Here is a 26822-nt window from a genome sequence, read left to right on the forward strand (position 1 = left end):
CCTCATGTCGACGCACCGTGCTTTGGCATTTTTTGAAACGCTGTATGACCTCGATCCTGATCCAATCGGCCAATGTGCTGGATGTTGAAACACTGAAATTTTTGCCCGACACCGATGTGTGGGTCCTGGATGGACTGATTCAGGCCGTGGGCCCCAAACTGCCCGTGCCCGAAGGCGCACAAACCCTCTCGGCCCAGGGCCTGACCCTGATGCCCGGCCTGATCGACTGCCATGTGCATGTGATCGCCTCACACCTGAACCTGACCTACAACAGCCAGCAGCCCAATGTGTTTGCGACCTTGCGGGCCATCCCCATCATGAAGGGCATGCTGATGCGCGGCTTCACCACCGTGCGCGACGCCGGGGGGGCCGACTGGAACCTGGCCGAAGCCACCCGCACCGACCTGGTCGAGGGGCCACGCATTTTTGCCGCTGGCCGCGCCCTGTCGCAAACCGGCGGCCATGGCGACGGCCGCCCGCGCAGTGACGAACTCGAAACCTGCGCCTGCTCCACCCGTGTGGGGGCGCTGGCGCGTGTGGTCGATGGGGTGGACAACGTGCGCTTGGCCGTGCGCGAAGAGATCATGAAGGGTGCCAACCAGATCAAGATCATGGCCTCGGGTGGCGTGGCTTCGCCCAACGACCCGATCCACTACCTGGGCTACTCCGAGGGCGAGATCTGCGCCATCGTGGACGAAGCCGAGCACGCGGGCACCTATGTCATGGCCCACGCCTACACGCCCAAGGCGATCCGCCGTGCGGTGGACTTTGGCGTGCGCAGCATCGAGCACGGCAACCTGATCGACGCCGACACCTGCACCTTCATGGCCGAGCGTGGCGCATTCATGGTACCCACCCTGATCACCTACGAGGCTTTGGCCAACGAGGGTGCCAGCCTGGGCCTGCCGCCCGTGTCGGTGGCCAAAATCGAAACCGTGCGCAGCCAGGGCCAAAAGGCGCTGGAGATTTTGGCAAAGGCCGGTGTCAAGATGGCGCTGGGCACCGACTTGCTGGGCGAATCACACCGCCACCAATCCGAAGAACTGCGCATCCGCGCCGGCATTTTGGGCGCAGGCGCGACCTTGCAACAAGCCACGGTGAACGCGGCCGAACTGCTCAACATGCCGGGCCAATTGGGCGTGATCAAACCCGGTGCCAAGGCCGACTTGCTGCTGGTGCAAGGCAACCCATTGGCCGACATCTCATGCCTGTTGGGTCAGGGCGAGAACATCCTGTCGATCATGAAGGACGGCAAGTTTTACAAACAAGGCCTGCACGCTTGAGCCTGCAAACCTGCTGCACCCCCGTAGGTCGGCGGCTTTAGCCCCGACACTGGTCTGAATCACCGTCAACGTCGGGGCTAAAGCCGCCGACCTGCAAATCACCGTGGCGCGCTGTGGTGCGCTCACACCACCAGCGGCGCTTCCTGCATCTGCTCGACTTGCTCTTGCAGCATCAGCACCTGGCCGCGCCAGTAGTCGGGCGTGCCGAACCAGGGAAAGTTGACCGGAAAAATCGGGTCTTCCCAACGCCGTGCCAACCATGCGCTGTAGTGGATCAAACGCAAGGTGCGCAGCGGCTCGATCAAGCGCAACTCGGCTCGGTCAAAATCGCGCACTTGCTCATAACCATCGAGCAAAGCCGACAGTTGCTGCGTGCGCTGCGCCCGGTCGCCCGACAGCAGCATCCACAGGTCTTGCACGGCCGGGCCCATGCGGGCGTCGTCCAGGTCCACAAAGTGCGGGCCCCCGCCGGGCAGCTCGGTGGGTGTCCACAAAATATTGCCCGGGTGGCAGTCGCCGTGCAGGCGAATCAAGCGTCGTTCTGAGGCACCTTCTGCCATTTTTTCTTGCACCAGCGCCAGCGCCGCAGCAAAGGCCTCGCGCCATTCGCGCTCAACTTCCAGCGGGATCATTTGGTGCGTTTGCAGCCACTCGGCGGGCTCCAGCGCAAAGGTCTGCACATCGAGTGTGGGGCGGTGCACAAAGGGCTTGGCCGCGCCCACGGTGTGGATGCGGGCCAGAAAACGGCCGATCCATTCGAGCACTTCAAAATCGTCCAGCTCCGGCGTGCGACCGCCGCGCAAAGGGCTAACTGAAAAATCAAATCCGGCGCTTTGGTGCAGGGTCTGGCCGTTCAGCACCAGAGGTGGCACCACAGGCACTTCGGCCGCCAGCAACTCGGCCGCAAAGTCGTGTTCTTCCTGAATCTGTGCCCGGCTCCAGCGGCCGGGCCGGTAAAACTTGAGGACCACGGCCGCGCTGCCCTGAACGGGTTCGTCCAGGTGCGCACGGTACACGCGGTTTTCGTAAGAGCTGAGCGCCAGCAAACGGCCGTCAGGCCACAGGCCCAGATCGGTCAGGGCGTCCATCACCCGGTCGGGGGTGAGTTCGGCGTAGGGGTGCAAGGCGTGGGCATCGGTCATGCAGCGATTGTGGCGCACGCCCCAGACCTCAAACGCTGACCAGTTGCTCGAAAGGCAAACTTTGCTTGACCAAGATCACCGTGCAGGGTGCCTCCATGGCCACCTTGATCGGCACCGTGGCCACAAAGCGCTGCATTTGCAGTCCGTGCGTGGCCGCACCCATGATGACCATGCTGACGTGATTGCCTTCAGCGTACTTAACCAGTGCATCGGCCACATCGTCCGACTCCAGCACATGGAACGAGGTCTGGTGGTCGCGCAGGTCCAGCGGCTGGGCCCACTGCTGCAAACGCGTGAGGTGCCAACGGTGCACGCTGGTTTCATTTTTGTGCGACTCGGTCGTGCTGGTTTCGCCCGAACCAATCACGGTCACGCACGCTAGCCGAGCCCCTGGCCGCAGACCCAAGGAACGCGACACGGCCTCGCGCAATGAGTAAAGCGTGGCATCACTGGCATCTTTGTAGGGCACGGCCACCATGACAATGGGCACCTGCTGGATCTGCTGCGAGGGCAAGGGGCTGGGCTGGTACTGCATGCCCGCCGCACGCAGCCAGCGTTTGAAGTGCACCCAAAAGCCCGTGCCTTGGGTCTGCCTGCCACGTTGGGTTATGCGGATGTCTTGGGTGTGCGTCAGGTCAAACGCCAAGTGCGCGGCCGAGGGGTAGCGCTCTGCCGCCACGGGGGCCAGGCAGCGCAAGATGACCTCTTGCAGCCACTCGGGCATTTCAGGGCGGCGTTTTCGCGGCGGAACCGGGTCCATCCACAAGCGCTGGCGGATGCCGCCTGCGGTGGCGGGTTCACCAAAGGGGGCCTCACCCGTGGCCAGCTGGTACAGCATCACGCCAATGGCAAACACATCGCTGCGCGGATCGCCCCGCACGCCCACCACCTGTTCTGGCGCAATCCAGATCGGCGAGCCCACGGCCTTGCGCAACTCTTCGGCCAGCAAATCCGGGTAATGTGCATGGCACGACAAGCCAAAGTCGAGCAGCAGGGCCGAGCCATCGGGCCGGATCAGCACATTCGCAGGTTTCAGGTCAAGGTGGCACACATTCTGGCGGTGCAGGCTGTGCGCGGCCTTGGCCATGGCCGACCCCAAACGGGCGACCTCTTCAGGCGAGAGCGGCCCACCCCGGTCCAGCCAATGCTGCAAGGTTTGCCCCTGCACGTATTCCATGACCAAATAGGGGATGCGTGACAAATCACCCGCCGCCACAAAGCGCGGCACATGCGGCCCCGTGAGCGTGGGCATGATTTGGTGCTCGATCTCGAAACTGATGATGTTCTCGGCCCCGTCGCCTGCGGTCATGCGCGGGATTTTCATCGCCATGGGAAATTCAGATTCGCGTCGGCTGCCATCTTCAGCAGGCGCGTAACGCACGGTGTAGATGTGCGCCATGCCACCGGCGTGCACACATTCTTCGATCTCGAAGCCGTCGATGACCTCACCGGGTTGCAGCAGTTTCAACGTCCAGTCTCCAGTCGATGGGCAAAATATTCAGGCAAACCGGCCTGCCGAATGGCCTGCGCAGCGGCGGCATGGTCGTAGGGCACGCGGTGAAACGTCAAGCGATTCATCTGCAGGTCATAAATGGCGTACATGGCCCGGGGGTCGCCATCGCGCGGCTGCCCGACCGAGCCCACCGTGGCCACACACGCACGCGAACGTGGCAGCGGTATGCCCACGCCAGGTACGGGCTTGAAAGGCATCAGGCCGCGCCCAGCGCCCTGGTAATACAAAGTCTGGTGGTGCACATGGCCCACCAGCACATGCAAAGCCTGTTGACCGTGATCACCGGCTTGCCCCTCGGCGGCATCCAAACAAGCTTTGGCGGCTCGTTCACTGTCCACGTAGCGCCAAACCTCGGGTTGATGCGCACTGGCGTGCACCAGCAACAAATGATCAAGACGTGCGGTCAAAGGCAGTCCAGCGAGAAAGTCACGCTGCAAAACGCTCAAGCGATCATGGGTCCACATGGCACTGCTGGCACCCATGGAAGCATCACTCACAGGGGGCGCTGCGGCCATGGCGTCATGGTTGCCCTGCAGCACCCATGCCCCTTCCGCATGCAAGACCATGACCTGCTCTAACACCCAGGCTGGGTCGGCACCGTAGCCGACCAAATCCCCTAAAAACGCAAAGCGATCCACCCTTTGCGACTGGGCATGACTCAAGCAAGCACTGAGCGCCTGGCGATTGGCGTGCAAGTCTGACAACATGGCCAGCCTCATGGGGTCTCCTCACAGATTTCGGGTCCTCATCATCACAGATGGGCCTGAAACGAATCTTGCACCCTGCAAGCCTTGACCTTCTTGACCGACATCAAGACAAAGCCATTGCCCATCTCGGTCGGCGCTGTCCGCACTGTCGGTCACCCCCCTGGCGATGCTCGCCCATCAGGAACCGGTAAATCGTGACTCGCGTTTTTCCACAAACGAGCGAACACCTTCTGCGGCATCCTGGCTGGCCGACAGGCGCTGCTGCACCGACATGAAGTCGTGCATGGCCACCAGAGGACCGTGCTCAATGCCCTTGAGCACGTTTTGCCGTGTGGCCACCACCGCCAGCGGCGCTTGCGCCGCGATCTGTCCGGCGATGCGCATGGCCTCGGCCAGCAGGCCCGCCACAGGCACCACCTTTTGCACAAAGTTCAGGCGCAAGGCTTCAGCGCTGTCAAACACATCGGCCGTGAGCAAATGCAAAAGCGCATTGCCCATGCCCGCCCGCTCGGCCATGCGCAGCGTGGCACCGCCCGTGGCCATGATGCCGCGCTGCACCTCGAGCTGCGAAAACCGGCAGTCATCGGCCGCGACCACGATGTCGGCCGCCAGCATCAGCTCGATGCCCAGTGTGTAAGTGATGCCCTGCACCGCCGCCACCATGGGTTTGGTGCGTCGCCGGTAGCCGTCCATGCCCAGGTTGAGCGGGTCCACCAGGCCCAAGGGCACCGCCTTTTCGCCACGCTGCATCAGCGGCGCGATGGTGGGCAAATCCAGCCCGGCAGTGAAATGGTCCCCCGCCGCGCACAGCACGCCCACACGCAGGGCGGGGTCGTCGTCGAGCCGGGTGTAGGCCTCGCCCAACTCGCGGAACATCTTGGGTGTGAAGCCGTTGCGTTTGGCAGGACGGTTGATGCAAATTTGCAGGACTGCGCCGTGCACGGTGCAGTCGATCTGGCCTTCGGGGTGGGGGGTGGTGTTCATGGGCGCATGTTAGGCCCAGGGCCAAAACCCGAGATTCACCGAAGTGACATCTTTGCAGGAGCCCCGCCCTCGGGGCGATGGCTCGTGGTCTGCGAACGCCCCATCGCGGCGGGGGCGCCGCTCCCACAACCCAGCGAGTTCAGTACTTGTAAACGCCTTGGCCGGTCTTGCGGCCCAAGCGGCCTGCGGCCACCATTTCCTTCAGCAGTGGGCTGGGGCGGTATTTGCTGTCACCGAACTCTTTGAGGTAGACCTCCATCACGGCCAGGCACACATCGAGGCCAATCATGTCGGCCAGCGCCAGCGGGCCAATGGGCTGGTTGCAGCCGAGCTTCATGCCCGCGTCAATCGCTTCGGCCTCGGCCAGGCCTTCGCCCAGCACAAAGAAAGCCTCATTGATCATGGGCACCAAAATGCGGTTGACCACAAAGCCGGGCGCGTTTTTCACAGTGATGGGTGTCTTGCCCAGGGCCAAGGCCATGTCGTGCACCGCGTCGTGCGTGGCGTCGCTGGTCTGCAAGCCACGGATGATTTCCACCAAGGCCATCATCGGCACGGGGTTGAAGAAGTGCATGCCGATGAAACGGTCCGCACGCTGAGTGGCCGCAGCCAGTTGCGTGATCGAAATCGACGAGGTGTTGGACGCGATGATCACGTTGGGGGCCAACAGACTGTCGAGCTGCTTCAAGATCTTGACCTTGAGTTCGTGGTTTTCAGTGGCGGCTTCAATGACCAACTGGGCACCCTTGAGGTCGTCGTAGTTGCTGGAGCCTTGGATGCGGGCCAGCGCGGCGGCTTTGTCGGCCTCACTGATTTTTTCTTTCTTGACCAGACGGTCCAAGCTGCTGGCCACGGTGGCCACGCCTTTGGCCACAGCCGCGTCAGAGATGTCGACCATCACCACCTGAATGCCCGACACCGCACACGCCTGTGCGATGCCATTGCCCATGGTGCCTGCGCCAATGATGCCTACGGTCTGGATGCTCATGTTTTCATTCCTTGAAAGTGCGGGGTGCTCAAAACCTTTGATCTTAACGGGGACAGTCAGGCCCCATGCCAGCGACCCATCACCCGCACGTCAAACACGCTGCTTTGGGAATATCTTGAATGTTCATTTTTTGTAATTATTTATAATTCATTTATTTTGACTTCACCATGCAACAGCCTTCTTTGACTCGCTCTTTCAAACCCACCCTCGGCCACGCCATGGTGGCCATTTCTCTGGCCTGGCTTTGCACCCCTGCCTATGCCGAACGGTTCATCGATGTGAACAAGGCCATGGGCGCGGTCAAGTCCCCCAGCCTTCAAAGTTTTTTAAGCGACCTGAATGCCATCCATGTGCAACTGGGCAAAGTCAGTGGCCTGAAAACCCGGCTGATGTTGTCCGACAGCGATGAGGTCAATGCCTACGCCACCCTTGGCAAAGACGATGAAAAACTGATTGTTTTCAACCAAGGTCTGATTTCGTTGATGGAAAACGACCGGGACGCCATTGCGGCGGTGATGTCCCATGAGTTTGCACACCACGGCAAAAACCACATTGAAAACACCCAAACAAGCAACAAAGCATTGGGCGTTTTGGGCGCCGCTGTGGGTGGATTGTTGAGCTACAAATTCGGCATTGGCAGCTTGGGGCAGGACGTTGGCCAACTGGGGGCCAAAGTGATCTCGCGTTCCTTTTCAAGAGACCAAGAGCGCGAAGCCGACCGAGAAGGCCTGCAGTGGATGGTCAACGCGGGTTACAACCCCGTTGGTGCCATTCGGGCACACACCAAATTGCTCAGTCTGGGCGACAGTCAAACGGCCAGCCTGTTCAAAACGCACCCCAGCAGCGTGGAGCGCATTGACAACATGAAAACCGACATTGAAAAAAACCCCCAAGCCAAGGGGCTGGTCAGCGATGCGGTGGTGGTGATCGGGAGCACGCCGGAAACATCCGCTGATGCGAACCCCAAGTAATCACCTCGCCCGATCTGCTTGACCCTGCGAGTCAACCCCGCACCTCTGATCCATGCCATCGGAAAAGAAAGCATCATTTCGATGCGCGGACGGATTGAATAGCTTGACGTGTGGGTCACCTGGCTTGCTGGGCACCCCAAGCGTGGCGTTCAAGGTTCGTGTCGAACCACAGGTTTGGAGGTTCCGCATCCGCTTTTCTTCATAAAGTCGGCGGTTCTTTGCTCAGCTTGTGCCAATTGATCTTTGGCAAGCAATGGCCGAATCGCCTCAACGCCATCGTGTGATCCGGGGAACTTGAAGTGAGCGGCCACAGAAACCCAATGGAAGGAAGACACAAGATCTTTGGGCACATGTTCACCCTCAAAGAGTGTTCTTGCAACGGCGTTCTGGGCCCACGTATTGCAGTTGGACGCTGACTTTTCCCACCATTTGATTGTCTCTACCCGGTCTTGAGTCACACCTGTTCCGTGAAAATAGAGATTACCAAGAAGTGCTTGTGCCGCTGGGTTGCCTTGTTCTGCACTGGCTTTCAAAAAATCAGCTGCACGCGGCGCATCGACAGGACCTCCAATGCCGGCGAGTAAAAACTCCGCAGCATGAAGTTGGCAGTTGACATCTGCGTGATCTGTTGCGCACTGAATGGCGACTTCTCGCGCCGGACCATAGGCCTTGATCTTGAACAGCTTCTGCACGTCATTTGCGGTGACCTCTCTGACTTTGACGCTCACCTGGGCAGATGCACCCAAGGACACGCAGGCGAGGGCGATGAGGAATTTTTGTTTCATGCTCAAAAAAGAACCAAAAAAGTTTGTCGTGATCAACGATATATACCGCAAAACCCGACTGATACATCCAGGCGATGGCATCCAGACTGACTTGGTCCACTAAAAGTCATCGTTGACTCAGGAGTTCATCCATGCACATTGGCTTGATCGTTGGCATTGGACCAGCTGCCACTGGCTACGACTACGACTACCGGCAACTGATCGGGACCCTGGCCCAAAAGTGTACTTTATGGGTACAGGTGTGGGCATGGCATCGCGTTTTTACGGTGTGCTCGATGGCGCGCAAGTGCTTGCGCCAACGGCCATGTTGACAAATGGCATTCAATGAATCCGTTCAGTACAGTGCACCTTGGACTGAGCCAAACCCTCAGGCTTTTGGAGTGGAAATGGCGGAAGTTGTGACGGCAACAATCAGTCCGGTCATGACTAAGAGCAATCCGATGGCCTCCGCAACCGCTGGCACGTGGCCCAAGACAGGCCAGGCCATCAAGGCGGCCAAGCCAGGCGCCAGTGCCGGAAAAACCGCCGCACGCGAAGGCCCAAGCAGCGACACCATTTTGGAATAGGTGTACAGCGTGCCCGCACCTGCAATGACGCCTTGCACCAGCACCTCTACCCACAACACAAAGGGCGCGGCCATGACCAAACCTGCCCCCCTTGTGAACCACGCATAAGCGGGGACATAGGTGAGCAAAGCGCTGATCGAGATCACCGCTGTGGCCAGCAGCGGATCCAGCCTGTGCTTGCGCAGCACGATGCCAAAACCCGCCCACAGCGTCCCGGCAAGCAGGAACATGGCATCGCCGATCGCGGCACGCGGGGTCAGGCTGGACGCATCCACCCCGGACACCAACACCAGGCCCGTCAAAACCACGGCAATGCCCACCACACGACGCGACGTCATGCGGTCCCCCAACACCACAGCACCCAGCACCATGCCCATCACGCTCATGGCGGTGAACGGGAAGACCGCCGCATGACTAGAAGGCGCAAATTGCAAGGCGCCAAACATCAAGAGACCAAAAGGTGTGCCCGCCAGCAGCGCCACCAACAACCACACCCGCCAACGCGTGGTGAATTGCGCCATGTCGCGCCAACACGCCAAAACCAGCACGGGCAGCATCAAGATACCCGCCACACCAAAGCGCAGCACTGTGAGGTCTGGGGACGACAAACCTTTGGCAATGCCCCAGCGGGCAAACACCGTATAGAGCGCACCGATGCTGGCAGCGAGCAGACCCACGGCAATGCCTCGGGCCAATTGGCTGGGATCGGTCTGACGGGTCTGCGGGCGTGACACGGTGCGGGTGTTCATCGGGAAGCCTTGTTCATGTGCCCGCCTCAGTGCTCAATCCTGTGGCAAGTTGGGCTGTGAAACAAAAACATGCAGTGTGATTCAATCCATTCAAAAGAAATAGATGGCATGCTGGACTAATATTTATTCCAATTGAGAATGAATAAGGAAAAACCATGGACAAATTGGCAGCCATGCAGACCTTTGTGCGCGTGGTGGAAAGCGGTAGTTTTTCGGCCGTGGCACGCGAAACACGCAGCACGCAAAGCGGCGTGAGCAAACAAGTCGCAGCGCTTGAACGTGGGCTGGGTGCCCAACTGCTCAGCCGCACCACCCGTTCGTTGGCACTGACCGAGGCGGGTGAGCGATATTTTGCGCAGGCGCGGCGTCTGGTGGCCGAAATCGCCGAAGCGGAGGCCGCGTTGTTACAAGGCGAACAGCAGTTGAGTGGCTGGCTGCGCGTGGCCGCTTCGGTGGGCTACGGCCGACTCAAACTGATGCCCCTGGTGAAAAGTTTTCTCGCTGCACACCCCAAGGTCAAAATGGACCTGCGGCTCAACGATGGTTTCATTGACCTGGTCGAAGAAGGCATCGATGTGGCGGTGCGGATCGGAGAACTGGCCGACAGCTCCTTGGTGGCCAAGCGCATCGGCACCACCCAACGCATGCTGCTCGCCAGCCACGACTACCTGAACACATTGCCCCAAGGCCTGAAAGCGCCAAAGGTTCCGCAAGACTTGCTGCAGCACAATTGCATCGTCTATTCGGAACTCGCTACCCAGAATGCCTGGACATTCAGTGCAGGCCCAGGCGCATCCGAACCCGAGGGCACACAGGTCACTGTCCGCGCACAAGGCAATCTGCAAACCAACAGCAGTGAAGTGATTCGCACATCGGTGCTGTCAGGCATGGGAATTGGCTATTCGCCCACCTGGCTGTTCGAAAAAGAGCTGGAGAACGGAGAGTTGCAAGTGCTGTTGCCCGACTGGCCAGCGCCGCCCTTGCCTGTTCACCTGATCAGCCCCCCACAGAGACGCCAGTCAGCCAAGGTACAAGCGTTTGCACGCCACCTGGCTGCTCACTGAGAGATGCGACACTCGATTCTCAACTCCTGAACCGCTTGCGGGTCAGCGCCAGCGCAATCCAGAACGACACCACTGCAAACGCCGCCAACACCAACACGTTGCGCAGCGGATGCTCTGGCCAGCGGTCCAAAAACAAGGGGCGCACCAAATCCACCGCCACCGACAGCGGCAGCCAGTCGGCGATCACGCGAACGAAGCTGGGCAGTTGCTCTCGCGGAAAAAAGATGCCCGAGAGGAACATCATGGGCGTGAGAAACAGGGTGAAGTAGTAGGTGAAGAAGTCGTAGCCTTTGGCCAGCGCGTTGAAGATCAGCGCCATGCAGCTGAAGGTGATGCCCACGCCCAGCAGCACGGGCCAGGCCACCAGCAGCTTCCAGCTGTGGCTGATGCCCAGGGCCATCATCACACCCAAAATGGCCGTGACAGTGAACAGCGCCTTGAAGGCGGCCCACAGCATTTCGGCCAGCACCACGTCGTCCAGCCGCACTGGGGCGTTCATGATGCCGTCCCAGGTTTTTTGCACATGCATGCGCGAGAACGCCGAGTACAGCGCCTCAAAGGTGGCCGCGTTCATAGCGCTCATGCAGATGCTGCCGCTGGCCAGGAAGAGGATGTACGGCACCTTTTCGCCGCCCAACTCGATCTGCCCGACCAGCGAACCCAGGCCGTAACCAAAGGCCACCAGCCACATGAGCGGCTCGGCGATGTTGCCCACCAGGCTGGGGATGGCGAGTTTTTTCCAGACCAACCAGTTGCGCTGAAACACGGGCCACCAGCGCATCGACAGGCGGGGCGGGGCCCAGATGTTGTTTTGAATTTGACTCATGATCAGCCTTCCTCTCGGATCTGGCGTCCGGTCAACTTCAAAAACAAGTCTTCCAAGTTGGAAGGTCGGTGCAGCGTGCGCAGCGTGGGCCAGGCCTCCAGCGCGTGCATCAGCGCTCGGCTGTCTTGGGTGTAGAAGAACACCGTTTCACCGCTGACCTCCACCCGCCCAGCCAGCGCTTTCAGGCCAACTTCTTGCGCCAGTGCCACCGCGCCTTGGCCAAACACCTCGACCACTTCGGGCTCCAAGTGCTCGGCAATCAAATCGCGGGGTTTGCCTTCGGCGATTTTGCGGCCTTGGTCCAGCACCAACAGGCGACTGCACAGGCGCTCGGCTTCGTCCATGAAATGGGTGGTCAGCAAAATGGACTTGCCTTCTTGCAACAGCACCTGCAGGCGCTCCCACATGAGGTGCCGCGCTTGCGGGTCCAGGCCCGTGGTGGGCTCGTCCAGCATCAAAAGCTGCGGGTGGTTGATGAGGGCGCGGGCCAGACTCAAGCGCCGCTTCATGCCGCCCGACAACTCGCCCGGTTTGGCCTTGGCTTTGTGGCTCAGGGCGCCGAATTCGAGCAGCTGGGGAATGCGCTCGCGGATCACGGCGTCGGGCAGGCCAAAGTAGCGGCCAAAGACCAAGAGGTTTTCTTCCGCCGTGAAGTCCGGGTCCAGCGTGTCCATTTGCGCCACCACGCCCAAGCGGGCTTTGATGGCCAAGGCGTCTTGGGGCATTTGCAAACCGTCGAAATAACGGATTTCACCGCCATCAGGCTGCGACAGGCCCAGGCACATGCGCAGCGTGGTGGTTTTGCCCGCGCCGTTGGGGCCGATCACGCCCAGGCATTCACCGGGCTCGATGTGAAAAGACAGGTCGTTGACCACCGTGGTGTCGCCATAGCGTTTGACCAGGTGTTCGACCGAAAGCAAAGGGGTGTTCATGCCTGGATTGTGCCCTGCCCCCGGGCGGTATTTGCAGGTCGGCGGCTTCAGCCCCGACATGGACCTGCGCCACAGTGGACATCGTCGGACCTGAAGGTACCGACCTACGGGGATATCTGTAGGTCGGCGGCTTTAGCCCCGACATGGACCTGCGGCAAAGCCAGCTGGGCTGCCCGATAAAATCAAGCCCTTCTTCTGAACCGCCCCGGCGGCCCCCACATGTCCAGCTCCTTTTCTGACCGCTTGGCGGTTTTGCCGCAGTACCTGATTCCCAAACAAGCCTTGACCGCCTTTGCGGGCTGGGTGGCGGGCAGCCAGTGGGGGGGCACAACGACAGGCATCATCAACTGGTTCGTCAAGCGCTACAACGTGAACATGAGCGAAGCGGCCAACCCGGACACGGCCAGCTACAAGAGCTTCAACGAATTTTTCACCCGCCCGCTCAAGGCCAGCGCACGGCCCCTGGCCGATGCTGCTTTCGTGAGCCCGGTGGACGGGGCCATCAGCCAGTGCGGCCCGATTTCTGGCGACCAGGTGTTTCAGGCCAAGGGCCACCGCTACAGCACACGCGCCCTGGTGGGCGGAGATGCGGCGCTGGCGGAGCAGTTTCAGGACGGTGAATTTGCCACGCTGTACCTGAGCCCCCGCGACTACCACCGCATCCACATGCCCTGCGCAGGACGCCTGACCCGCATGATCTACGTGCCAGGCGATTTGTTTTCAGTGAACCCGACCACAGCACGCGGTGTGCCGGGCCTGTTTGCCCGCAACGAGCGGGTGGTGTGTGTTTTTGAAGGCGAGCACGGCCCGTTTGTCATGGTGCTGGTGGGCGCGACCATCGTGGGCAGCATGGCCACCGTCTGGCACGGGGTGGTGAACCCGCCACGCGCTGGCCAGATCCGGGAATGGACTTATGAAATGGGCAACATCGCCCTGGCGCAAGGCGAAGAAATGGGCCGCTTTTTGCTGGGCTCCACCGTGGTCATGCTGTTCCCCCAAGGTGTGATGCAGTTCAACAAGGACTGGACAGCCACCCGGCCCATCGTCATGGGCGAGGCCATGGGCAGCTTGGACTGAGAACGGACCAAGTCAGTGCTGAATCGACCGAGGAGACAAGCACTTGACGCCTCGGTCGCTGTTCAAAGACCCCCGATTTTTAACCTTTGACCACCTGAAGCGCCAGCACCAAATCGGCCCAGGCTTTGGCTTTGTCCGCCGGGTTGCGCAGCAAGCTTGAAGGGGGGTAGGTCACCACCACCGGCACCCCTTGGTAGTCGTGCAAGCGGCCCCGCAGCTTGCCCATGGGCTCGGTGCTGCCCAACAGGGACTGAATGGCAAATCGGCCCATGGCCAAAATAACTTGGGGTTGCACCAATGCAACTTGCCGGGACAAGTACGCGGCGCAAACCGCCAACTCACCCGGCTCGGGGTTACGCCCATTCGGGGGGCGGCACTTGACTGCGCTCGTCAGGTGCGCCTCGGTCAGGGCCAAGCCGTCCACTGGCACGGCCCCGGTCGCTGTCCCAGCTGCGCGGCGCGCCCCCACCGCCTTCAGCATGTTGTCCAGCAACACGCCTTCAGGGCCCGCAAAAACCTGCCCCGTTTCTTCGTCTTGCTCGCTGGGCGGGTCCCCCACGACCAGCCACGCGGCTTTGGCTCGTCCAACGCCCAACATGGGGGGCTTGCCTGAAGCGCACAGGGCACAAGCTTTGCAGCCGCTGACCGCGGCCTCCAGGCCCGACCAATCCATCTCGGCCAAGCCTGGGGGCAAGGGCGGGCGCTCTGAGGGCACTGCGCCCAAGGGGGCGGCCGTGACCGGCAACACCCGCTTTGGAGGCACGTCAGGCCGCGCTGGGCGCTCGGGCAGCGATTCGGGTGCGGCGTCCCCAAGCGGTGAAACGGCCAAAGGGGCAAGCGCCTGAGAAGCGGCTTTGGGCGTGGAGACAGTCTGTGCGCTGTGCGCCGGGGGAGGCGCAGGCTCGGCATCGGCTTTGGGCCACCACACGCGCACACCCATTTCGGCCAGCATGGCGCGTTGGCGGTCGTCCAGGTCGAATCGGGTCGGGTCGCTCATGTTGGGGCTCACAGTTTCAAACTCATCACCACCGCGTGTTCACGCTGCTGGCGACCTGCGGGATAGTAATCCTTGCGGATGCTGATCTGCCTGAATCCATAGCGCTGGTAGACCTGCAAGGCGCGCTGGTTGCTTTGGCGCACCTCCAGCCACAGCCATTGGGCACCTTCTTGGCGCGACCACAGCGACAAGGCCTCCAGCATCATGTGGCCCCAACCTTGGCCTTGGCGTGCCGGGGCGACGGTGATGTTGAGCAAATGCATTTCTTCAAAACCGCGCATGGCCAAAAAGTAACCCAGCAACTCGTCATCGAGCCACAGGCATTGGGCCTCAAACAAGGGGTTGATCGAATCCCGAAAATTGCCGCGTGACCAAGGATGGCTGTAAGCGCTTTGCTCAATGGCCATGACTGCATCGAGGTCGTCTTGCGTCATGGGGGCCAGAGTGACCGCATCGCGCATGGCCTGCGATGGTGGGGCCTGCCGTGGTGGGGCATCTGGCTTCATGTCTGGGCCCGTCATGCCTGGGGGGCCGCTTTGGCGCTCGCAGCTTGGGCTTTCATGGCCTCACGCTCGGCGGTGGTGTTGGCCACTTTGTCACGGATGTACAAGGGCATGGCCTGATCGGCCGGCACAGCCAGCCCCTTCGCCCACAAATCGGGGGCCAAACGCAGCAAAGCGGCGGCCGTGGGCAAAGCCACTTCATGCCGGCCTTGCGGCAGCCGTGCGCCATAAACGGCCAAGGCATTGCCTGCCAACAACACAGCTTTGCCCTGCGGTAGGTGGATTTTTTCTGGGGCACTGACCTGCAAAGGGGACGCCTCTTGCCAGTGGCCTTGATCTGGCCCATCCACCTCGGACGAAGGCTGCCAAAGGTAAGCCGCGCTGTACACCTCATCCATGCGTGCATCGAGCATGGCCAGCACCGTCAACGGCGCATCGGGCGGCAGGTGCCCGGCTTGGCACTGCGCAAAGCGGGCCTCTTCGGCCACGGCCAGCAAAGTATCCACCGGCAAAACGGGCAAATCGGCCCCAAACGCCAGACCCTGGGCCACGGCACAGGCCGTGCGCAAACCCGTGAACGAGCCCGGCCCCCGGCCAAACACGATCGCATCAAGCGACGCCAGCGGCATGTCGGCCTCGGCCAACATGGCCAGCACAGCGGGAATCAAGCCACTCGAAGCCTGTGCGCCACCGGGCAGGGTTTGCGTCCAAACCCGATCACCTCGGGCCACCGCCAAAGACAGCACATCGGTGCTGGTGTCAAAGGCCAACCAACGCCATTCTTTTGGCTGAGTGCTCATGGCTTGCTCCCGGATGAAACGGCTCCCGGCGAAACGACCGCTGGCTTGGCCTGGCGCACGCCAAACAAAATCCCACTGGTCACCAGCGCCAGCCCGATCAGCAAATTCCAATGCAAGGGCTCCCCCAAAAACCACACCGCCCCCAAAGCCGACAAGCCCGGCACCAGCGCGGTGATCATGGTCGAGCGCACCGGACCGTAGTGGCGCACCATCTGGGTGAAGGTGATGCCCGAAATGACCACCGAGCCCACACCCTGAAAGACGGCCTGGAACAAAATTTCGGACCAGGGGGTCAGGTGCAGATGCGTGGGCAGAATCGACAAACCCACCAACACAAGAAACAAGGGCACAAAACACACAAAGGCAAATGCCGTGATGGCCATGGTGGCCCGCACCGCATCGAAGCCGTGGCGGCGCACCATCACGCTGTAACTGGCCCAGCACAGGCCTGCCGCCATGAACAGCAAATCGCCCTTCCAGACCTCGCCGCCGTCAAAAGCCATGAGCAAGCTGGCTCCGCCCACCAACACATCGCCCAGCACAATAAAGCCCAGGCCCACCGCCCGCACAGCCGACACTTTTTCACGCAAGAACAGCCAAGCCAGCAAGGTGGTCCACAAAGGCAAGCTGCCCGGCATGAGCACCGAGGCATGCGAGGCCGGCGCGTAAAAAAACCCGGTGTAAGCCAAGATGGCGTACAAAAATCCCCCCAACACCCCCGTTTGCACCGTGGGGCGCAAAGGCAGGGGCGACAAGCCCCACAAAGACCCCACCTGTTGCCCGGCTTGCCGCGCCGGTCGCATGAGCCACCAAGCCCAAGGCAGCAAAACAGCGCTGGCCCCCAAAACACGCGCAAACGCGATGTCCAAAGGCAACAAGCCCCGGGACGCCGAGGCACGCGCAATGACAATGAAACCGGTCCAGATGAGCACCGTGATGACCGCCGAAGCCAGGCCCACAGTTTTTGAAGAAAATCGCATGGCCCGAATCATACGGGGCCGCTGCACAGGTGCGAGCTGTATCGCCATTGATCGAACCGGTCCCCGTTAGACTCGCCCGATGACCCGCTCCCGCGCCAAGCGCCCATTTTTGTTCACCCTGGCCCTGGCTGGCTGTGCAGCCTTGGCGCTGAGTACCGCCTTGTTCTGGCCTGCCCATGCGCAAACTACTGCCCAAGCCACGCTGCCCAAGGATGTCCTGCAAACACTGCAAAAGGCCCAAGTCCCCCCTTCGGCCCTGAGCGTGCTCATCGCCCCACTGCCCAATGGTGCCGCGTCCAGCAACGCCCAGCAACGGCACTTGTTGCACCACGCGCAAGCCAGCGTCAACCCGGCCTCGGTCATGAAGCTGTTCACCACCTATGCGGGTTTGAGCCTGCTGGGGCCTGATCACGTCTGGCGCAACCGGGTGTACACCGATGGCACCTTGCGCGATGGCGTGCTCCAGGGCAACCTGGTCGTGCGCGGCAGCGGAGACCCCAAACTGGTGGTCGAGCGTCTGCAAGAGCTGCTGGCGCAAGTTCGGGCGGCGGGCGTGCGCGAGGTGCGCGGGGACATCGTGCTGGACCGCAGCGTGTTTGACGTGCGCGAACGCAGTGAGCCCTTCGACGACGAACCGCTGCGGCCCTACAACGTGGGGCCAGATGGGCTGTTGCTCAATTTCAAGGCGGTGGTTTACAAGTTCACGCCCAACGCTGCCAGCGGTCAGGTGCAGGTGCGCTTTGAACCACCGCTGGCGGGTTTTTCTGCCCCGATGCAACTGCCACTCAGCCAAGCCCCGTGCAGCGACTGGCGTCGCCAGCTGCAGGCCGACTTCAGCCAGCCGCAGCAGGTGAAGTTTGCAGGCCGTTACCCGACCAGCTGCGGCGAACGCGAATGGCCCGTGGCCTACCCCGAACCCGAGGCCTATGCGCCGCGTGTCATGCAGGCCCTGTGGCAGGCAGCAGGCGGGCAGCTCACGGGACAGGTGCGCTACGGCACTCGCCCTGCATCGGCCAAGCTGCTGCTGGATGCGCCCTCCTTGCCCTTGTCCGAGATCATCAAAGACATCAATAAATTCTCAAACAACGTGATGGCGCAGCAGCTGTACCTGACGCTGTCGAGCGAGATGGGCTCGCCTGGGCGGTTTGAGGCCTCGCGCTTGCGCCTGTCGCAATGGTGGCGACAGGGCTTTGCCGGACACGATGAGCCGGTGCTGGACAACGGCTCCGGTCTGTCGCGCAGCGAGCGCAGCACGGCGCAGGCCCTGACCGCCTTGCTGCAGGCCGCAAATGCCAGCCCGCACGCCAGGCACTTTGTCGACTCGCTGGCCATTGCCGGGGTGGATGGCACCGCCGCCCGCCTGAAAGAGCGCAGCCCCCAATCGCCCGTGATCGGCAACGCCTGGCTCAAAACCGGCTCGTTGCGCGATGTGGCCTCGGTGGCCGGTTATGTGCAGGGCCAAAGCGGACAGCGCTACACCTTGGTGGCCGTGCTGCACCACCCCAACGCCCACCAGGCGCGGGCGGCACTCGACCAGCTGCTCGAATGGACCGTGCGCGACCAAGAGAAAAACACCACAAACACGACCAGCCGCCTCTCGCCTGCCGCCGCACGAGAACGCACGCCAGCGCCACGCCCTTGACCGCAAGCCCTTGTCCTTCCCCCCCACACACGACTGAACATGAACCTGATTGACTGGGTCGGCTCTTTGGCCGCCATCTTGACCACCGCCAGCTTTGTGCCACAGGCCTGGCACACCTTTCGAACCCGTGACGTGAGCGGCATCTCCTTGAGCATGTACAGCCTGTTCACCGTGGGCGTGGCACTGTGGCTGGTCTACGGCATCTTGCTCACCGCCTGGCCCATCATCATCGCCAACGTCATCACCACCAGCTTGGCGCTGATGATTTTGGTGATGAAGCTGCGCTATCGGTGACTCCTGACCCCTTCGATCGCTGGCAGATCGGTAAATACCCCATGGTTTGAAAGCCATCACTGCACTAAAGTGAAAAAAGAACGATTGTTCTTTTAAATCCAATGGAGACACCCCATGAAAACATTGAAGTTCGGCATCTCGATTTTGGGCGCGGCCTTGCTCGCCGCTTGCGGCGGCAGCGATTCGCCACATGGCGCACTGCTCGATAACCCGGTTTTGCTGGCCACACTGACCAAATCTCAATTCGACAGTGGTCCTCTGGTGAACTTGAGTGGCCCAGCCAAATGTGATGTCAAGGTGGTTTCTCTCAACTACGTGACACCCGGCGTCAAGGGCGAAAGTTCTAACGCCTCTGGCGTTTTGTTGCTGCCCACGGGTGCAGGTTGCACCGCCGCAGCGCCTTTGGTGGCCTATGCCAAGGGCACTGACGTGCAAAAGCCCCGCACACTGGCCAACCCGGCAGATGGCGAAACCTTCTTGCTGGCTGCCATGTACGCCAGTCAGGGCTATGCCGTGGTGGCGACCGACTACCTGGGATTTGCCAAATCCAACTACAGCTTCCACCCCTACCTGCACGCAGACTCCGAAGCCACCTCGGTCATTGACTCGATTCGCGCCGCTCGCAACGCCGTGGCATCACAAGGGGCCAGCCTCAATGGCAAAGTCATGCTGACCGGCTACTCACAAGGGGGTCACGCCTCCATGGCCGCACACCGTGCCATTGAGAAAAACCTGTCCACCGAGATCAACGTGGTGGCTGGAGCGCACTTGGCTGGACCGTACAACCTGTCGGGCTCCATGAAACTCACAGAGGCCATTGCGGGTTACCAGTTCTTTGTGCCTTATCTGGTGACGGCCTGGCAAAAGATTTACGGCAATCTGTACAGCGATGTCAAAACTGCCTTCAAGGCCCCCTACGCCGACTGGATTGAAGGCTTGCTGCCTAACTCCACGCTGAACTACACCACGCTGGTGACCAGCGAAAAGCTGCCGGGCATCAATGGAGAAACACCCAACCAAGCCCGCGATGCCCTGTTTCAATCAGCATTCAGCAGCGACATCTTGACCAATCCCAACAATGCCACCTTCCTGGCCGCCAAAAAGAACGACTTGCTGGACTGGACGCCCAAGTCACAACTCATGCTGTGCGGCGGCAGTGGCGACCCCACCGTGCCACCGGCCATACACCAAGACGTCATGAAGAAAGCCTTTGATGACAAAAACCTGAGCAATGTGACCTCGGTCGATGTCGATATGTTCATTGAAGCCAACTACAGTGCCATCAAATCGAACAACCCTGCCACTTATTACGGCAACTACCACGGCACTTACGAGCCACCGTTTTGCCATTACGAGGCCAAAAAGGTGTTTGACTTGGTGAAGTAAACACCCAAGCCCCACACAACAAGGCCCGCTCAGTGCGGGCCTTGTTATTTTGAAGAAGGCAAAAGCCTCAAGCCGCTGCCCGCTGCAATCGGTCACGCACGCCTTCCCACTCGGGTGTGTCGGGCGGCAGCTGCACCCATATTTGTGTCACCCCCCGTGCGTCCAGATCGCGCAAGACGCTGAACAGATCATGCGCGGCCTGTTCAGCGCTTGTGGGCTGTTCGCGCCAGACAACACCTGCGCCGGCGTCAGGGCGTTGAGCCGACCACACCCCCAGGTTGTTGGCATGCGGACCCAGGGCCAACAGCTTGGCGTCGATGTCTTGCGCCAACATCAAGCGCACTTTGGCACGCGGCGCGTAGTGCGATTCGAGCGTGCCCGAGGCGCGTGGGGCGGCTTGGCCCATCACCTCCTGTGGCGCGTCCTTGTCCAGCACCGTTCGGCCGCAAACCGCTTCAATCTGCACTCGGGTGATGTGCCCGGGGCGCAGCAGCACCGGCTCGCCGCGTGTGCAGTCGATGATGGTGGACTCAATGCCCACCGCGCACTCGCCACCGTCCAGAATCAGCAAGTCTTGGCCCAGTTCGGACTGCACATGCGCCGCAGTGGTTGGGCTCACGCGGCCAAAACGGTTGGCGCTGGGCGCTGACACGCCTTGCACACCCAAGACCGCACAGGCTTGCAACAGTTGCTGAGCAACCGGGTGCGACGGGCAGCGCAAACCAATCGAGTCTTGCCCACCCGCCGAGGCCGTGGCCACGCCGCTTTGACGCGGCAGGATCAAGGTCAAGGGGCCGGGCCAAAAAGTATCGATCAAGCGCTGCGCAAATTCGGGCACCTGTGCGGCAAAGAACGGCACCTGCGCGGCGCTGGCCACATGCACGATCAGCGGATGATCGGCCGGACGGCCTTTGGCCACAAAAATCTGGGCCACGGCCGCATCGTCGGTGGCATTGGCTGCCAAGCCGTACACCGTCTCAGTGGGCAGGCCCACCAATTGGCCGTCACGCAGGGCGCGTGCCGCCTGCGAAATGGCGTGTTCGTCTGCCGTCAAGATCATTTCAGAACGCTTCAATGCCGAGCAAGGCCGCCGCTTGCAAGGCCGTGGCGCGAACCGCCTCAGGCGTGGCACCGGTGATGTTCAGGTGCCCCATCTTGCGACCGGGCCTGGCCGACAACTTGCCGTACAGGTGCAAATGCGTGCCGGGCAGCGCCAGAACGGCGTCCCAAGCGGGTGCACCGTTTTCGGTCCACAAATCACCCAGCAGGTTGAGCATGATGGACGGGGAATGCTGGCGTGGCTGCGTGAGCGGCAAACCCGCCAGCGTGCGCACCTGCAGCTCAAACTGCGACTGGTCGCAAGCGTTCAGCGTGTAGTGACCGCTGTTGTGTGGGCGCGGTGCCATCTCGTTGACGACCAACTGGCCGCCTTCGAGGATGAAAAACTCCACACACAGCACGCCCACGTAATGCAGGCCTTCGGCAATGGCACGGGTGGCGGCCACGGCCTGCGCGGCCAAGTGGGTGGGCACAGCGCCTTCGTACACGCTGGTCACGGCCAAAATGCCTTCGCGGTGCAGGTTCAGCTGGACCGGGAAATTCACCATCTGCCCATCGGCCCCACGCGCCACAATGACCGAGCATTCGGCTTGGAGGGGCAGCATTTTTTCAAGCACACAGGGCACGTTCTTGAGCTGATCCCAGGCGGCGCTCAATTCTTCACGGCTCTTGACGCGGATCTGGCCTTTGCCGTCGTAGCCCATGCGGGCGGTCTTGAGGATGCCAGGGAAGAGCTCATCGCTCAGAGCGGCCAATTGCTCTGGCTTGGCGATGACCGCGTGGGGCGCCACAGGCACGCCGCAGCCCACAAAATGGGCTTTTTCGGCCGCGCGGTCTTGCGCAATGGCCACGGCATCGGCACCCGGGGCCACCGGGCGGTGTGCGCCCAGCGTGACCAGCGCGGGCGCGGGCACGTTTTCAAATTCGGTGGTGATGGCGGCGCAGCGCTGCATCAGCTGGGCCAAGCCTTGCTCGTCCAAGTAATCGGTCTGGATGTGGTGGTGGCTCACCAGCCCGGCCGGACTGGCGGTGTCGGGGTCGAGCACGGCGGTGAAATACCCCATGGACTGCGCTGCGTGCACGAACATGCGGCCAAGCTGTCCGCCGCCCATCACGCCCAAGGTGGCGGGCTGGCCGTTGACGATTGCGCCAGGCAACATCACTTTGTGAAGCTTCTTGTTCAGGGGCTTGTTCATGCGGCACCTACCGGGGGCAAGGTCATGGCGCGGGCCATGGCGGTTTGTTCGGCGCGAAAAGCTTCGAGCTTTTGACGCAGAGCAGGGTCGTTGTTGGCCAACATGGCCACGGCAAACAGGGCGGCATTGGCCGCACCGGCTGCGCCAATGGCAAAGGTGGCCACCGGCACGCCCTTGGGCATTTGCACAATGCTGTGCAGCGAATCCACACCCGACAAGGCCTTGGTCTGCACCGGCACGCCCAGCACCGGCACCACCGTCTTGGCCGCGATCATGCCGGGCAAATGGGCTGCGCCGCCCGCGCCCGCGATGATGGCCTGCAAGCCGCGCTCGGCCGCTGTTTGTGCATAGGCAAACATATCGTCGGGCATTCTGTGGGCCGAAACCACGCGGGCATCGTGAGGGATGCCAAACTGTTGGAGAATCTGGACTGCGTGCTGCATGGTGTCCCAGTCGGAGCTGGAACCCATGACGACGCCGATGAGCGCTTGAGTCATTGGGTGCTTTTCGTGATCAATCTTGAATTTTAAGGTTTCACCCCGCGTGGGTTTGAAACACAACCCGGAACACTGCCCGCCATGATGGACGTCACGATACAAAATTTTGAAGCCGAGGTGATTGAAGCCTCCATGACCACGCCCGTGCTGGTGGACTTTTGGGCCCCATGGTGCGGCCCCTGCAAATCGCTGGGCCCCATCCTGGAGCGGGTCGAGACCGCCTATGAAGGCCGCTTCAAGCTGGTCAAGATCAATTCGGACGAAGAACAGCAACTGGCCCAAGCCTTTGGCATCAAAAGCATCCCGACTTGCGTGCTGCTGATGAACGGCCAGCCGGTCGATGGCTTCATGGGTGCCTTGCCCGAGGGACAGGTCAAGCAGTTCCTGGACAAACACCTGCCCGCCCCAGGTGAGCAGCAAGCCCCAGCGCAAGAAGCTCTGCAACCCCATGAAGCCGATGACGCTGACAGCGCCCGCGCCGCACTGGAGCAGGCCTTGGCCACCAACCCCGGCAACGACGATGCACGTTTTGACTTGGTCAAACTGCTGATCGGACACGGTGAGTTGGCCGAAGCCGCCGCCTTGCTGGCCCCGGCCATGGCCCGCATCCCGGTGCCCCTGCGCTTTAAAGCACAAACCCAGTGGCTCAATGCCCTGGAGTTTGTGACCACCGACCCGCGTGGTCAGTGGGACTTGGACCAGTTTGACGCCTTGATCGCCCACAACAAACGTGATTTTGAAAGCCGCTTTGCCAAAAGCCGTCTCTTGATCGCCGTGGGCCAATGGGAAGCGGCCATGGACGAATTGCTCGAAATCATCATGCGCGACAAGAAGTGGGACAACGAAGCCCCCCGCAAAACCTTTGTCGCCCTGCTGGAGCTGATGACCCCGCCCAAGCCCAAAACGCAAGACGCCACCGGTAAATCCGCCGGCGGCATCGAGTTGATGGGCAAAGCCGCGCTGCAAGAAGACCCCCTGTTGGCCATGATCTCCAGCTACCGCCGCAAGCTGAGCATGGCGCTGAACTGAACGACATCTGCCACAACCCCACAGAGCCCCCCGTAGCCCCATAGCCCCATAGCCCCGTAGGTCGGTAGCTTTAGCTCCGACATGGGTTGTTGTGCCGTTGGGCTCTTGTCGGGGCTGAAGCCGCCGACCTACAAATACCGTCCAACGAGGTCAGTGTGCAGGCCCCGCTTGGCGTTCGATGTCCATGCGCATGGACGCCAGCAGGCCGATGGCCATGAGCACCTCGCCCACAACAAACATGGGGCCGACCAGCAAACCCACGATGTCGTCGGCAAAGGCGGGTTTTTTACCCTCGAAGTAATGCCCGACAAACTGGATGATCCAGCCGATCACAAACAAGCCCAAGCCCGCCTGCCAGGCCAGCAGCCCAGCGGCTATGGCCCAGGGCACCAAGCCATGGGCGCAAGCGACCAGCAGGCCATTGACGAGGCTGGTGGCCACGCCCAGCAGCAAAGCACCCCGGGTCAAATACCACAGGCTCGTCAGCCCCCACAGGCACCAAGCCGGGGTCAGCGCCCACTCGCCCCACGCCCATGTCGGCTGGCTCAGCATCATGGCAATGGCCATGAAGATCAAGGGCACCCCCAGCAAATGGGTGGCAATGTTGCGCCGGTCGCGGTGGTAGTGGGCGTACTGCACCATCAGTGCTGAAGCGGATCGGAAAAAACTCATGCGGGTGTCTCCTTTTGTTTCAAGCCCCAAGGACCGACTCATCGCCAGGCGTCTTGTGACCTCCTGCTTCAGGCCATCAGCTTGGTCATGGCTTCTTCGTATTTGGCAGCCGTTTTCTCGATCACCTCTCGCGGCAAGCGAGGTGCAGGCGGGGTTTTGTCCCAGGGCTTGCCGTTGATCTGGGCGGTTTCCAGCCAGTCGCGCAAAAACTGTTTGTCGTAACTGGGCGGGTTAGCGCCTTCCACATAGCTGTCGGCAGGCCAGTAACGCGATGAATCGGGCGTCAACACCTCGTCCATCAACACCAGCGTGCCATCGGCATCCAGGCCAAACTCGAACTTGGTGTCGGCAATGATGATGCCCTTGGTGGCCGCGATGTCACGCGCCGCTTTGTAGAGCTGAATGCTGATGTCGCGGATGCGGGTGGCCAGGTCGACGCCGATCATGGCCACGGTTTGCTCGAAAGTGATGTTTTCATCATGCTCACCCACCGCTGCTTTGGCTGCGGGCGTGTAGATGGGTTCGGGCAGGCGGCTGGCGTTTTTCAGGCCTGCGGGCAGTTTCACGCCGCAAACAGCTTGGTTGTCCTGGTATTCCTTCCAACCGCTGCCGGCCAAATAACCGCGCACCACCGCCTCGACCGGGATGGGTTTGAGGCGCTTGACCAGCATGGAGCGACCGACAACCTGGGGCACCTCTTCTGCGCTCACCACGCTCTCAGGGGCGTCGCCCGTCAGGTGAATGGGGCAAATGTTCAGGCCTTTGGGGCCGAGTTGGTCGAACCAGAACAGCGCCATTTGCGTGAGCAACACCCCTTTGCCAGGAATCGGCTCGCCCATGATCACGTCAAATGCGCTGATGCGGTCCGACGCCACCATCAAGATGCGGTCGTCACCCACCGCGTAGTTGTCGCGCACCTTGCCACGGGCCAGCAGGGGCAAGGAAGTCAGGGCTGAAGTGTGGAGGGCAGAGTTCATGGCTAAACAATCAAGCAACGGCAAAAAAGAAAAAGGCCCGTTGAACAGTCAACGGGCCATTCGCGTCAATTATCGCAGGCTCAGTTCACCACTTGCGCCAGCTCACCCCGGGCATAACGGTCGGCCACCACCTGCAGGTTGTCGCCTTTGATCTTGGGCGCTTGGCCTTCGCAGCCGAACTCCAGATAGCGCTGCTTGCAAATTTGCTTGGCCGCTTCGCGGGCCGGTTTGAGCCATTCGCGGGCGTCGAATTTGTCGGGGTTTTCCACCAAAAACTTGCGCACGGCGGCCGTCATGGCCAGGCGGATGTCGGTGTCGATGTTGATCTTGCGCACACCGAATTTGATGGCTTCCTGGATTTCCTCGACGGGCACGCCATAGGTTTCCTTCATTTGGCCGCCGTACTGGTTGATCAGGGCCAGCAGGTCTTGCGGCACGCTGGACGAGCCATGCATGACCAAATGGGTGTTGGGAATGCGGGCGTGGATTTCTTTGACGCGGCTGATGGCCAGAATGTCGCCCGTGGGCTTGCGGCTGAACTTGTAGGCGCCGTGGCTGGTGCCGATGGCAATGGCCAGCGCGTCCAGACCGGTGGCTTTGACAAATTGCGCAGCTTCTTCGGGGTCGGTCAGCATTTGGCTGTGGTCCAGCTTGCCCACCGCACCAATACCGTCTTCTTCACCGGCTTCGCCCGTCTCCAGATTGCCTAGGCAACCGAGTTCGCCCTCAACCGACACGCCCATTTTGTGGGCCATGTCCACCACGCGGCGGGTCACGTCGACGTTGTAAGCGAAGTCTGCAGGGGTCTTGCCGTCTTCGAGCAAGGAGCCGTCCATCATGACCGATGAGAAACCCAGGTTGATCGCGCCTTGGCAGATGGCGGGACTTTGGCCGTGGTCCTGGTGCATGACCAGGGGAATGTGCGGCCACTGTTCGGTGGCGGCCAAAATCAAGTGCTTGATGAAGGGCTCGCCTGCGTATTTGCGTGCACCAGCGCTGGCCTGCAAGATGACAGGAGCGCCGACTTCGTCGGCCGCCGTCATGACGGCCTGGACTTGCTCCAGGTTGTTGACGTTGAAAGCTGGAATGCCGTAGCCGTTGGCGGCGGCGTGGTCCAGCAGCTCGCGCATTGAAACGAGTGCCATGGTGGTGTGTCCCGGGGAAGTTGAAAATTCAGACAAGTGGGCCTGTACCCAACTTGTA

General features: G+C 61.2%; 27 protein-coding genes. 8 read left to right on the forward strand and 19 right to left on the reverse strand.

From position 1 onward, the window contains the following. Window positions 1-44: 44 nt before the first annotated feature. Window positions 45-1283 carry a metal-dependent hydrolase family protein gene (locus tag AMM41_RS17780; RefSeq protein WP_089962465.1) on the forward strand — a complete coding sequence of 413 codons (1239 nt, stop codon included), beginning with the start codon at window positions 45-47 and terminating at the stop codon, window positions 1281-1283. A 122-nt stretch (window positions 1284-1405) separates the two neighbouring features. Here the strand turns inward: AMM41_RS17780 and AMM41_RS17785 are convergent, their stop codons facing one another. The 5 genes from AMM41_RS17785 to AMM41_RS17805 all read right to left on the reverse strand — a co-directional run bounded on the left by AMM41_RS17785 (window position 1406) and on the right by AMM41_RS17805 (window position 6617). Further along, a complete protein-coding gene (locus AMM41_RS17785; RefSeq protein WP_089962468.1) occupies window positions 1406-2425 on the reverse strand; it encodes a serine/threonine protein kinase in 1020 nt (339 codons plus the stop codon). Window positions 2426-2453: 28 nt separating this feature from the next. Next, complete coding sequence (locus AMM41_RS17790; RefSeq protein ID WP_089962472.1) at window positions 2454-3893, reverse strand: serine/threonine protein kinase; 1440 nt, start codon at window positions 3891-3893, stop codon at window positions 2454-2456. Further along, on the reverse strand, window positions 3890-4657 hold the full coding sequence (locus AMM41_RS17795) for a metallophosphoesterase family protein (RefSeq protein ID WP_089962476.1): 768 nt from the start codon (window positions 4655-4657) through the stop codon (window positions 3890-3892). The genes AMM41_RS17790 and AMM41_RS17795 overlap by 4 nt, the downstream gene beginning before the upstream one ends. A 165-nt stretch (window positions 4658-4822) precedes the next feature. Next, the gene (locus tag AMM41_RS17800) at window positions 4823-5629 is read right to left on the reverse strand and encodes a crotonase/enoyl-CoA hydratase family protein (protein ID WP_089962480.1); all 807 of its coding nucleotides are present in this window, start codon (window positions 5627-5629) and stop codon (window positions 4823-4825) included. A 139-nt stretch (window positions 5630-5768) separates the two neighbouring features. Beyond that, complete coding sequence (locus tag AMM41_RS17805; RefSeq protein ID WP_089962483.1) at window positions 5769-6617, reverse strand: 3-hydroxybutyryl-CoA dehydrogenase; 849 nt, start codon at window positions 6615-6617, stop codon at window positions 5769-5771. Between the two features lie 167 nt (window positions 6618-6784). Here AMM41_RS17805 and AMM41_RS17810 point away from each other — a divergent pair, with 167 nt between their 5' ends. Further along, window positions 6785-7588 carry a M48 family metallopeptidase gene (locus tag AMM41_RS17810; RefSeq protein WP_089962486.1) on the forward strand — a complete coding sequence of 268 codons (804 nt, stop codon included), beginning with the start codon at window positions 6785-6787 and terminating at the stop codon, window positions 7586-7588. 149 nt (window positions 7589-7737) lie between these two features. On the opposite strand, the gene AMM41_RS17815 is transcribed toward AMM41_RS17810, so the two are convergent. Continuing rightward, window positions 7738-8373, reverse strand: coding sequence for a tetratricopeptide repeat protein (locus AMM41_RS17815; RefSeq protein WP_158273313.1), 636 nt, complete (start codon window positions 8371-8373; stop codon window positions 7738-7740). 367 nt (window positions 8374-8740) lie between these two features. Beyond that, complete coding sequence (locus AMM41_RS17820) at window positions 8741-9688, reverse strand: DMT family transporter (protein WP_089962494.1); 948 nt, start codon at window positions 9686-9688, stop codon at window positions 8741-8743. Between the two features lie 155 nt (window positions 9689-9843). Between AMM41_RS17820 and AMM41_RS17825 the strand changes: the two genes are divergently transcribed. Beyond that, a complete protein-coding gene (locus AMM41_RS17825) occupies window positions 9844-10752 on the forward strand; it encodes a LysR family transcriptional regulator (RefSeq protein WP_089962497.1) in 909 nt (302 codons plus the stop codon). A gap of 19 nt (window positions 10753-10771) precedes the next feature. Here AMM41_RS17825 and AMM41_RS17830 read toward each other — a convergent pair whose 3' ends face one another. After that, window positions 10772-11578, reverse strand: coding sequence for an ABC transporter permease (locus tag AMM41_RS17830; protein ID WP_089962500.1), 807 nt, complete (start codon window positions 11576-11578; stop codon window positions 10772-10774). Between the two features lie 2 nt (window positions 11579-11580). Then, a complete protein-coding gene (locus AMM41_RS17835; protein WP_089962612.1) occupies window positions 11581-12510 on the reverse strand; it encodes an ATP-binding cassette domain-containing protein in 930 nt (309 codons plus the stop codon). A gap of 219 nt (window positions 12511-12729) precedes the next feature. Here AMM41_RS17835 and asd point away from each other — a divergent pair, with 219 nt between their 5' ends. Next, the gene (gene asd / locus AMM41_RS17840; RefSeq protein ID WP_089962504.1) at window positions 12730-13587 is read left to right on the forward strand and encodes an archaetidylserine decarboxylase; all 858 of its coding nucleotides are present in this window, start codon (window positions 12730-12732) and stop codon (window positions 13585-13587) included. Window positions 13588-13666: 79 nt separating this feature from the next. Here the strand turns inward: asd and AMM41_RS17845 are convergent, their stop codons facing one another. From AMM41_RS17845 to AMM41_RS17860, 4 genes are read right to left on the reverse strand one after another with little or no spacing between them, the layout of a single operon-like run. Beyond that, the gene (locus tag AMM41_RS17845; RefSeq protein WP_089962507.1) at window positions 13667-14584 is read right to left on the reverse strand and encodes a uracil-DNA glycosylase; all 918 of its coding nucleotides are present in this window, start codon (window positions 14582-14584) and stop codon (window positions 13667-13669) included. Between the two features lie 8 nt (window positions 14585-14592). Beyond that, window positions 14593-15045, reverse strand: coding sequence for a ribosomal protein S18-alanine N-acetyltransferase (rimI, locus tag AMM41_RS17850; RefSeq protein ID WP_089962615.1), 453 nt, complete (start codon window positions 15043-15045; stop codon window positions 14593-14595). Between the two features lie 56 nt (window positions 15046-15101). After that, on the reverse strand, window positions 15102-15887 hold the full coding sequence (tsaB, locus tag AMM41_RS17855) for a tRNA (adenosine(37)-N6)-threonylcarbamoyltransferase complex dimerization subunit type 1 TsaB (RefSeq protein ID WP_089962511.1): 786 nt from the start codon (window positions 15885-15887) through the stop codon (window positions 15102-15104). Next, window positions 15884-16867: a DMT family transporter gene (locus AMM41_RS17860; protein ID WP_194944859.1), complete on the reverse strand. Its 984-nt coding sequence runs from the start codon at window positions 16865-16867 to the stop codon at window positions 15884-15886. Before AMM41_RS17860 ends, tsaB begins: the two co-directional genes overlap by 4 nt. A gap of 79 nt (window positions 16868-16946) precedes the next feature. Here AMM41_RS17860 and dacB point away from each other — a divergent pair, with 79 nt between their 5' ends. From dacB to AMM41_RS17875, 3 genes are all read left to right on the forward strand, one after another. Further along, a complete protein-coding gene (dacB, locus tag AMM41_RS17865; RefSeq protein WP_089962518.1) occupies window positions 16947-18509 on the forward strand; it encodes a D-alanyl-D-alanine carboxypeptidase/D-alanyl-D-alanine endopeptidase in 1563 nt (520 codons plus the stop codon). A 39-nt stretch (window positions 18510-18548) separates the two neighbouring features. Continuing rightward, window positions 18549-18803: a SemiSWEET transporter gene (locus AMM41_RS17870; RefSeq protein ID WP_089962521.1), complete on the forward strand. Its 255-nt coding sequence runs from the start codon at window positions 18549-18551 to the stop codon at window positions 18801-18803. A gap of 114 nt (window positions 18804-18917) precedes the next feature. Continuing rightward, the gene (locus AMM41_RS17875) at window positions 18918-20189 is read left to right on the forward strand and encodes a lipase family protein (protein WP_089962525.1); all 1272 of its coding nucleotides are present in this window, start codon (window positions 18918-18920) and stop codon (window positions 20187-20189) included. A gap of 67 nt (window positions 20190-20256) precedes the next feature. On the opposite strand, the gene AMM41_RS17880 is transcribed toward AMM41_RS17875, so the two are convergent. The 3 genes from AMM41_RS17880 to purE are packed head-to-tail and all read right to left on the reverse strand — an operon-like array spanning window position 20257 to window position 22941. Continuing rightward, entirely contained in the window at window positions 20257-21249 is a 993-nt protein-coding gene (locus AMM41_RS17880) for an L-threonylcarbamoyladenylate synthase (RefSeq protein WP_089962529.1), read from the reverse strand. A 1-nt stretch (window position 21250) separates the two neighbouring features. After that, entirely contained in the window at window positions 21251-22408 is a 1158-nt protein-coding gene (locus AMM41_RS17885) for a 5-(carboxyamino)imidazole ribonucleotide synthase (RefSeq protein ID WP_089962618.1), read from the reverse strand. Between the two features lie 32 nt (window positions 22409-22440). Beyond that, window positions 22441-22941, reverse strand: coding sequence for a 5-(carboxyamino)imidazole ribonucleotide mutase (purE, locus tag AMM41_RS17890; protein WP_089962533.1), 501 nt, complete (start codon window positions 22939-22941; stop codon window positions 22441-22443). Between the two features lie 81 nt (window positions 22942-23022). Between purE and trxA the strand changes: the two genes are divergently transcribed. After that, entirely contained in the window at window positions 23023-23970 is a 948-nt protein-coding gene (gene trxA, locus AMM41_RS17895) for a thioredoxin (RefSeq protein ID WP_089962537.1), read from the forward strand. 150 nt (window positions 23971-24120) lie between these two features. Here trxA and AMM41_RS17900 read toward each other — a convergent pair whose 3' ends face one another. The 3 genes from AMM41_RS17900 to fba form a co-directional block, all read right to left on the reverse strand. Then, the gene (locus AMM41_RS17900; RefSeq protein WP_089962543.1) at window positions 24121-24642 is read right to left on the reverse strand and encodes an Mpo1 family 2-hydroxy fatty acid dioxygenase; all 522 of its coding nucleotides are present in this window, start codon (window positions 24640-24642) and stop codon (window positions 24121-24123) included. A 68-nt stretch (window positions 24643-24710) separates the two neighbouring features. Next, window positions 24711-25619: a phosphoribosylaminoimidazolesuccinocarboxamide synthase gene (locus tag AMM41_RS17905; RefSeq protein WP_089962546.1), complete on the reverse strand. Its 909-nt coding sequence runs from the start codon at window positions 25617-25619 to the stop codon at window positions 24711-24713. Window positions 25620-25699: 80 nt separating this feature from the next. Further along, a complete protein-coding gene (gene fba / locus AMM41_RS17910; protein ID WP_089962549.1) occupies window positions 25700-26764 on the reverse strand; it encodes a class II fructose-bisphosphate aldolase in 1065 nt (354 codons plus the stop codon). Window positions 26765-26822 lie beyond the last annotated feature (58 nt).

This window comes from Limnohabitans sp. 2KL-3 (genome assembly GCF_001269405.1).
Classification (GTDB): domain Bacteria; phylum Pseudomonadota; class Gammaproteobacteria; order Burkholderiales; family Burkholderiaceae_C; genus Limnohabitans_A.

Coding starts and splice junctions, on each gene's coding strand:
- AMM41_RS17825 (WP_089962497.1), top strand. CDS start 9,844: ATGGACAAATTGGCAGCCATGCAGACCTTTGTGCGCGTGGTGGAAAGC.
- AMM41_RS17785 (WP_089962468.1), bottom strand. CDS start 2,425: ATGACCGATGCCCACGCCTTGCACCCCTACGCCGAACTCACCCCCGAC.
- AMM41_RS17870 (WP_089962521.1), top strand. CDS start 18,549: ATGAACCTGATTGACTGGGTCGGCTCTTTGGCCGCCATCTTGACCACC.
- AMM41_RS17880 (WP_089962529.1), bottom strand. CDS start 21,249: ATGATCTTGACGGCAGACGAACACGCCATTTCGCAGGCGGCACGCGCC.
- AMM41_RS17820 (WP_089962494.1), bottom strand. CDS start 9,688: ATGAACACCCGCACCGTGTCACGCCCGCAGACCCGTCAGACCGATCCC.
- purE (WP_089962533.1), bottom strand. CDS start 22,941: ATGACTCAAGCGCTCATCGGCGTCGTCATGGGTTCCAGCTCCGACTGG.
- asd (WP_089962504.1), top strand. CDS start 12,730: ATGTCCAGCTCCTTTTCTGACCGCTTGGCGGTTTTGCCGCAGTACCTG.
- AMM41_RS17905 (WP_089962546.1), bottom strand. CDS start 25,619: ATGAACTCTGCCCTCCACACTTCAGCCCTGACTTCCTTGCCCCTGCTG.
- rimI (WP_089962615.1), bottom strand. CDS start 15,045: ATGCGCGATGCGGTCACTCTGGCCCCCATGACGCAAGACGACCTCGAT.
- AMM41_RS17800 (WP_089962480.1), bottom strand. CDS start 5,629: ATGAACACCACCCCCCACCCCGAAGGCCAGATCGACTGCACCGTGCAC.
- fba (WP_089962549.1), bottom strand. CDS start 26,764: ATGGCACTCGTTTCAATGCGCGAGCTGCTGGACCACGCCGCCGCCAAC.
- AMM41_RS17810 (WP_089962486.1), top strand. CDS start 6,785: ATGCAACAGCCTTCTTTGACTCGCTCTTTCAAACCCACCCTCGGCCAC.
- trxA (WP_089962537.1), top strand. CDS start 23,023: ATGATGGACGTCACGATACAAAATTTTGAAGCCGAGGTGATTGAAGCC.
- AMM41_RS17875 (WP_089962525.1), top strand. CDS start 18,918: ATGAAAACATTGAAGTTCGGCATCTCGATTTTGGGCGCGGCCTTGCTC.
- AMM41_RS17780 (WP_089962465.1), top strand. CDS start 45: ATGACCTCGATCCTGATCCAATCGGCCAATGTGCTGGATGTTGAAACA.
- AMM41_RS17805 (WP_089962483.1), bottom strand. CDS start 6,617: ATGAGCATCCAGACCGTAGGCATCATTGGCGCAGGCACCATGGGCAAT.
- AMM41_RS17830 (WP_089962500.1), bottom strand. CDS start 11,578: ATGAGTCAAATTCAAAACAACATCTGGGCCCCGCCCCGCCTGTCGATG.
- AMM41_RS17885 (WP_089962618.1), bottom strand. CDS start 22,408: ATGTTGCCTGGCGCAATCGTCAACGGCCAGCCCGCCACCTTGGGCGTG.
- AMM41_RS17860 (WP_194944859.1), bottom strand. CDS start 16,867: ATGCGATTTTCTTCAAAAACTGTGGGCCTGGCTTCGGCGGTCATCACG.
- AMM41_RS17815 (WP_158273313.1), bottom strand. CDS start 8,373: ATGAAACAAAAATTCCTCATCGCCCTCGCCTGCGTGTCCTTGGGTGCA.
- AMM41_RS17845 (WP_089962507.1), bottom strand. CDS start 14,584: ATGAGCGACCCGACCCGATTCGACCTGGACGACCGCCAACGCGCCATG.
- AMM41_RS17835 (WP_089962612.1), bottom strand. CDS start 12,510: ATGAACACCCCTTTGCTTTCGGTCGAACACCTGGTCAAACGCTATGGC.
- AMM41_RS17900 (WP_089962543.1), bottom strand. CDS start 24,642: ATGAGTTTTTTCCGATCCGCTTCAGCACTGATGGTGCAGTACGCCCAC.
- tsaB (WP_089962511.1), bottom strand. CDS start 15,887: ATGAGCACTCAGCCAAAAGAATGGCGTTGGTTGGCCTTTGACACCAGC.
- AMM41_RS17795 (WP_089962476.1), bottom strand. CDS start 4,657: ATGAGGCTGGCCATGTTGTCAGACTTGCACGCCAATCGCCAGGCGCTC.
- dacB (WP_089962518.1), top strand. CDS start 16,947: ATGACCCGCTCCCGCGCCAAGCGCCCATTTTTGTTCACCCTGGCCCTG.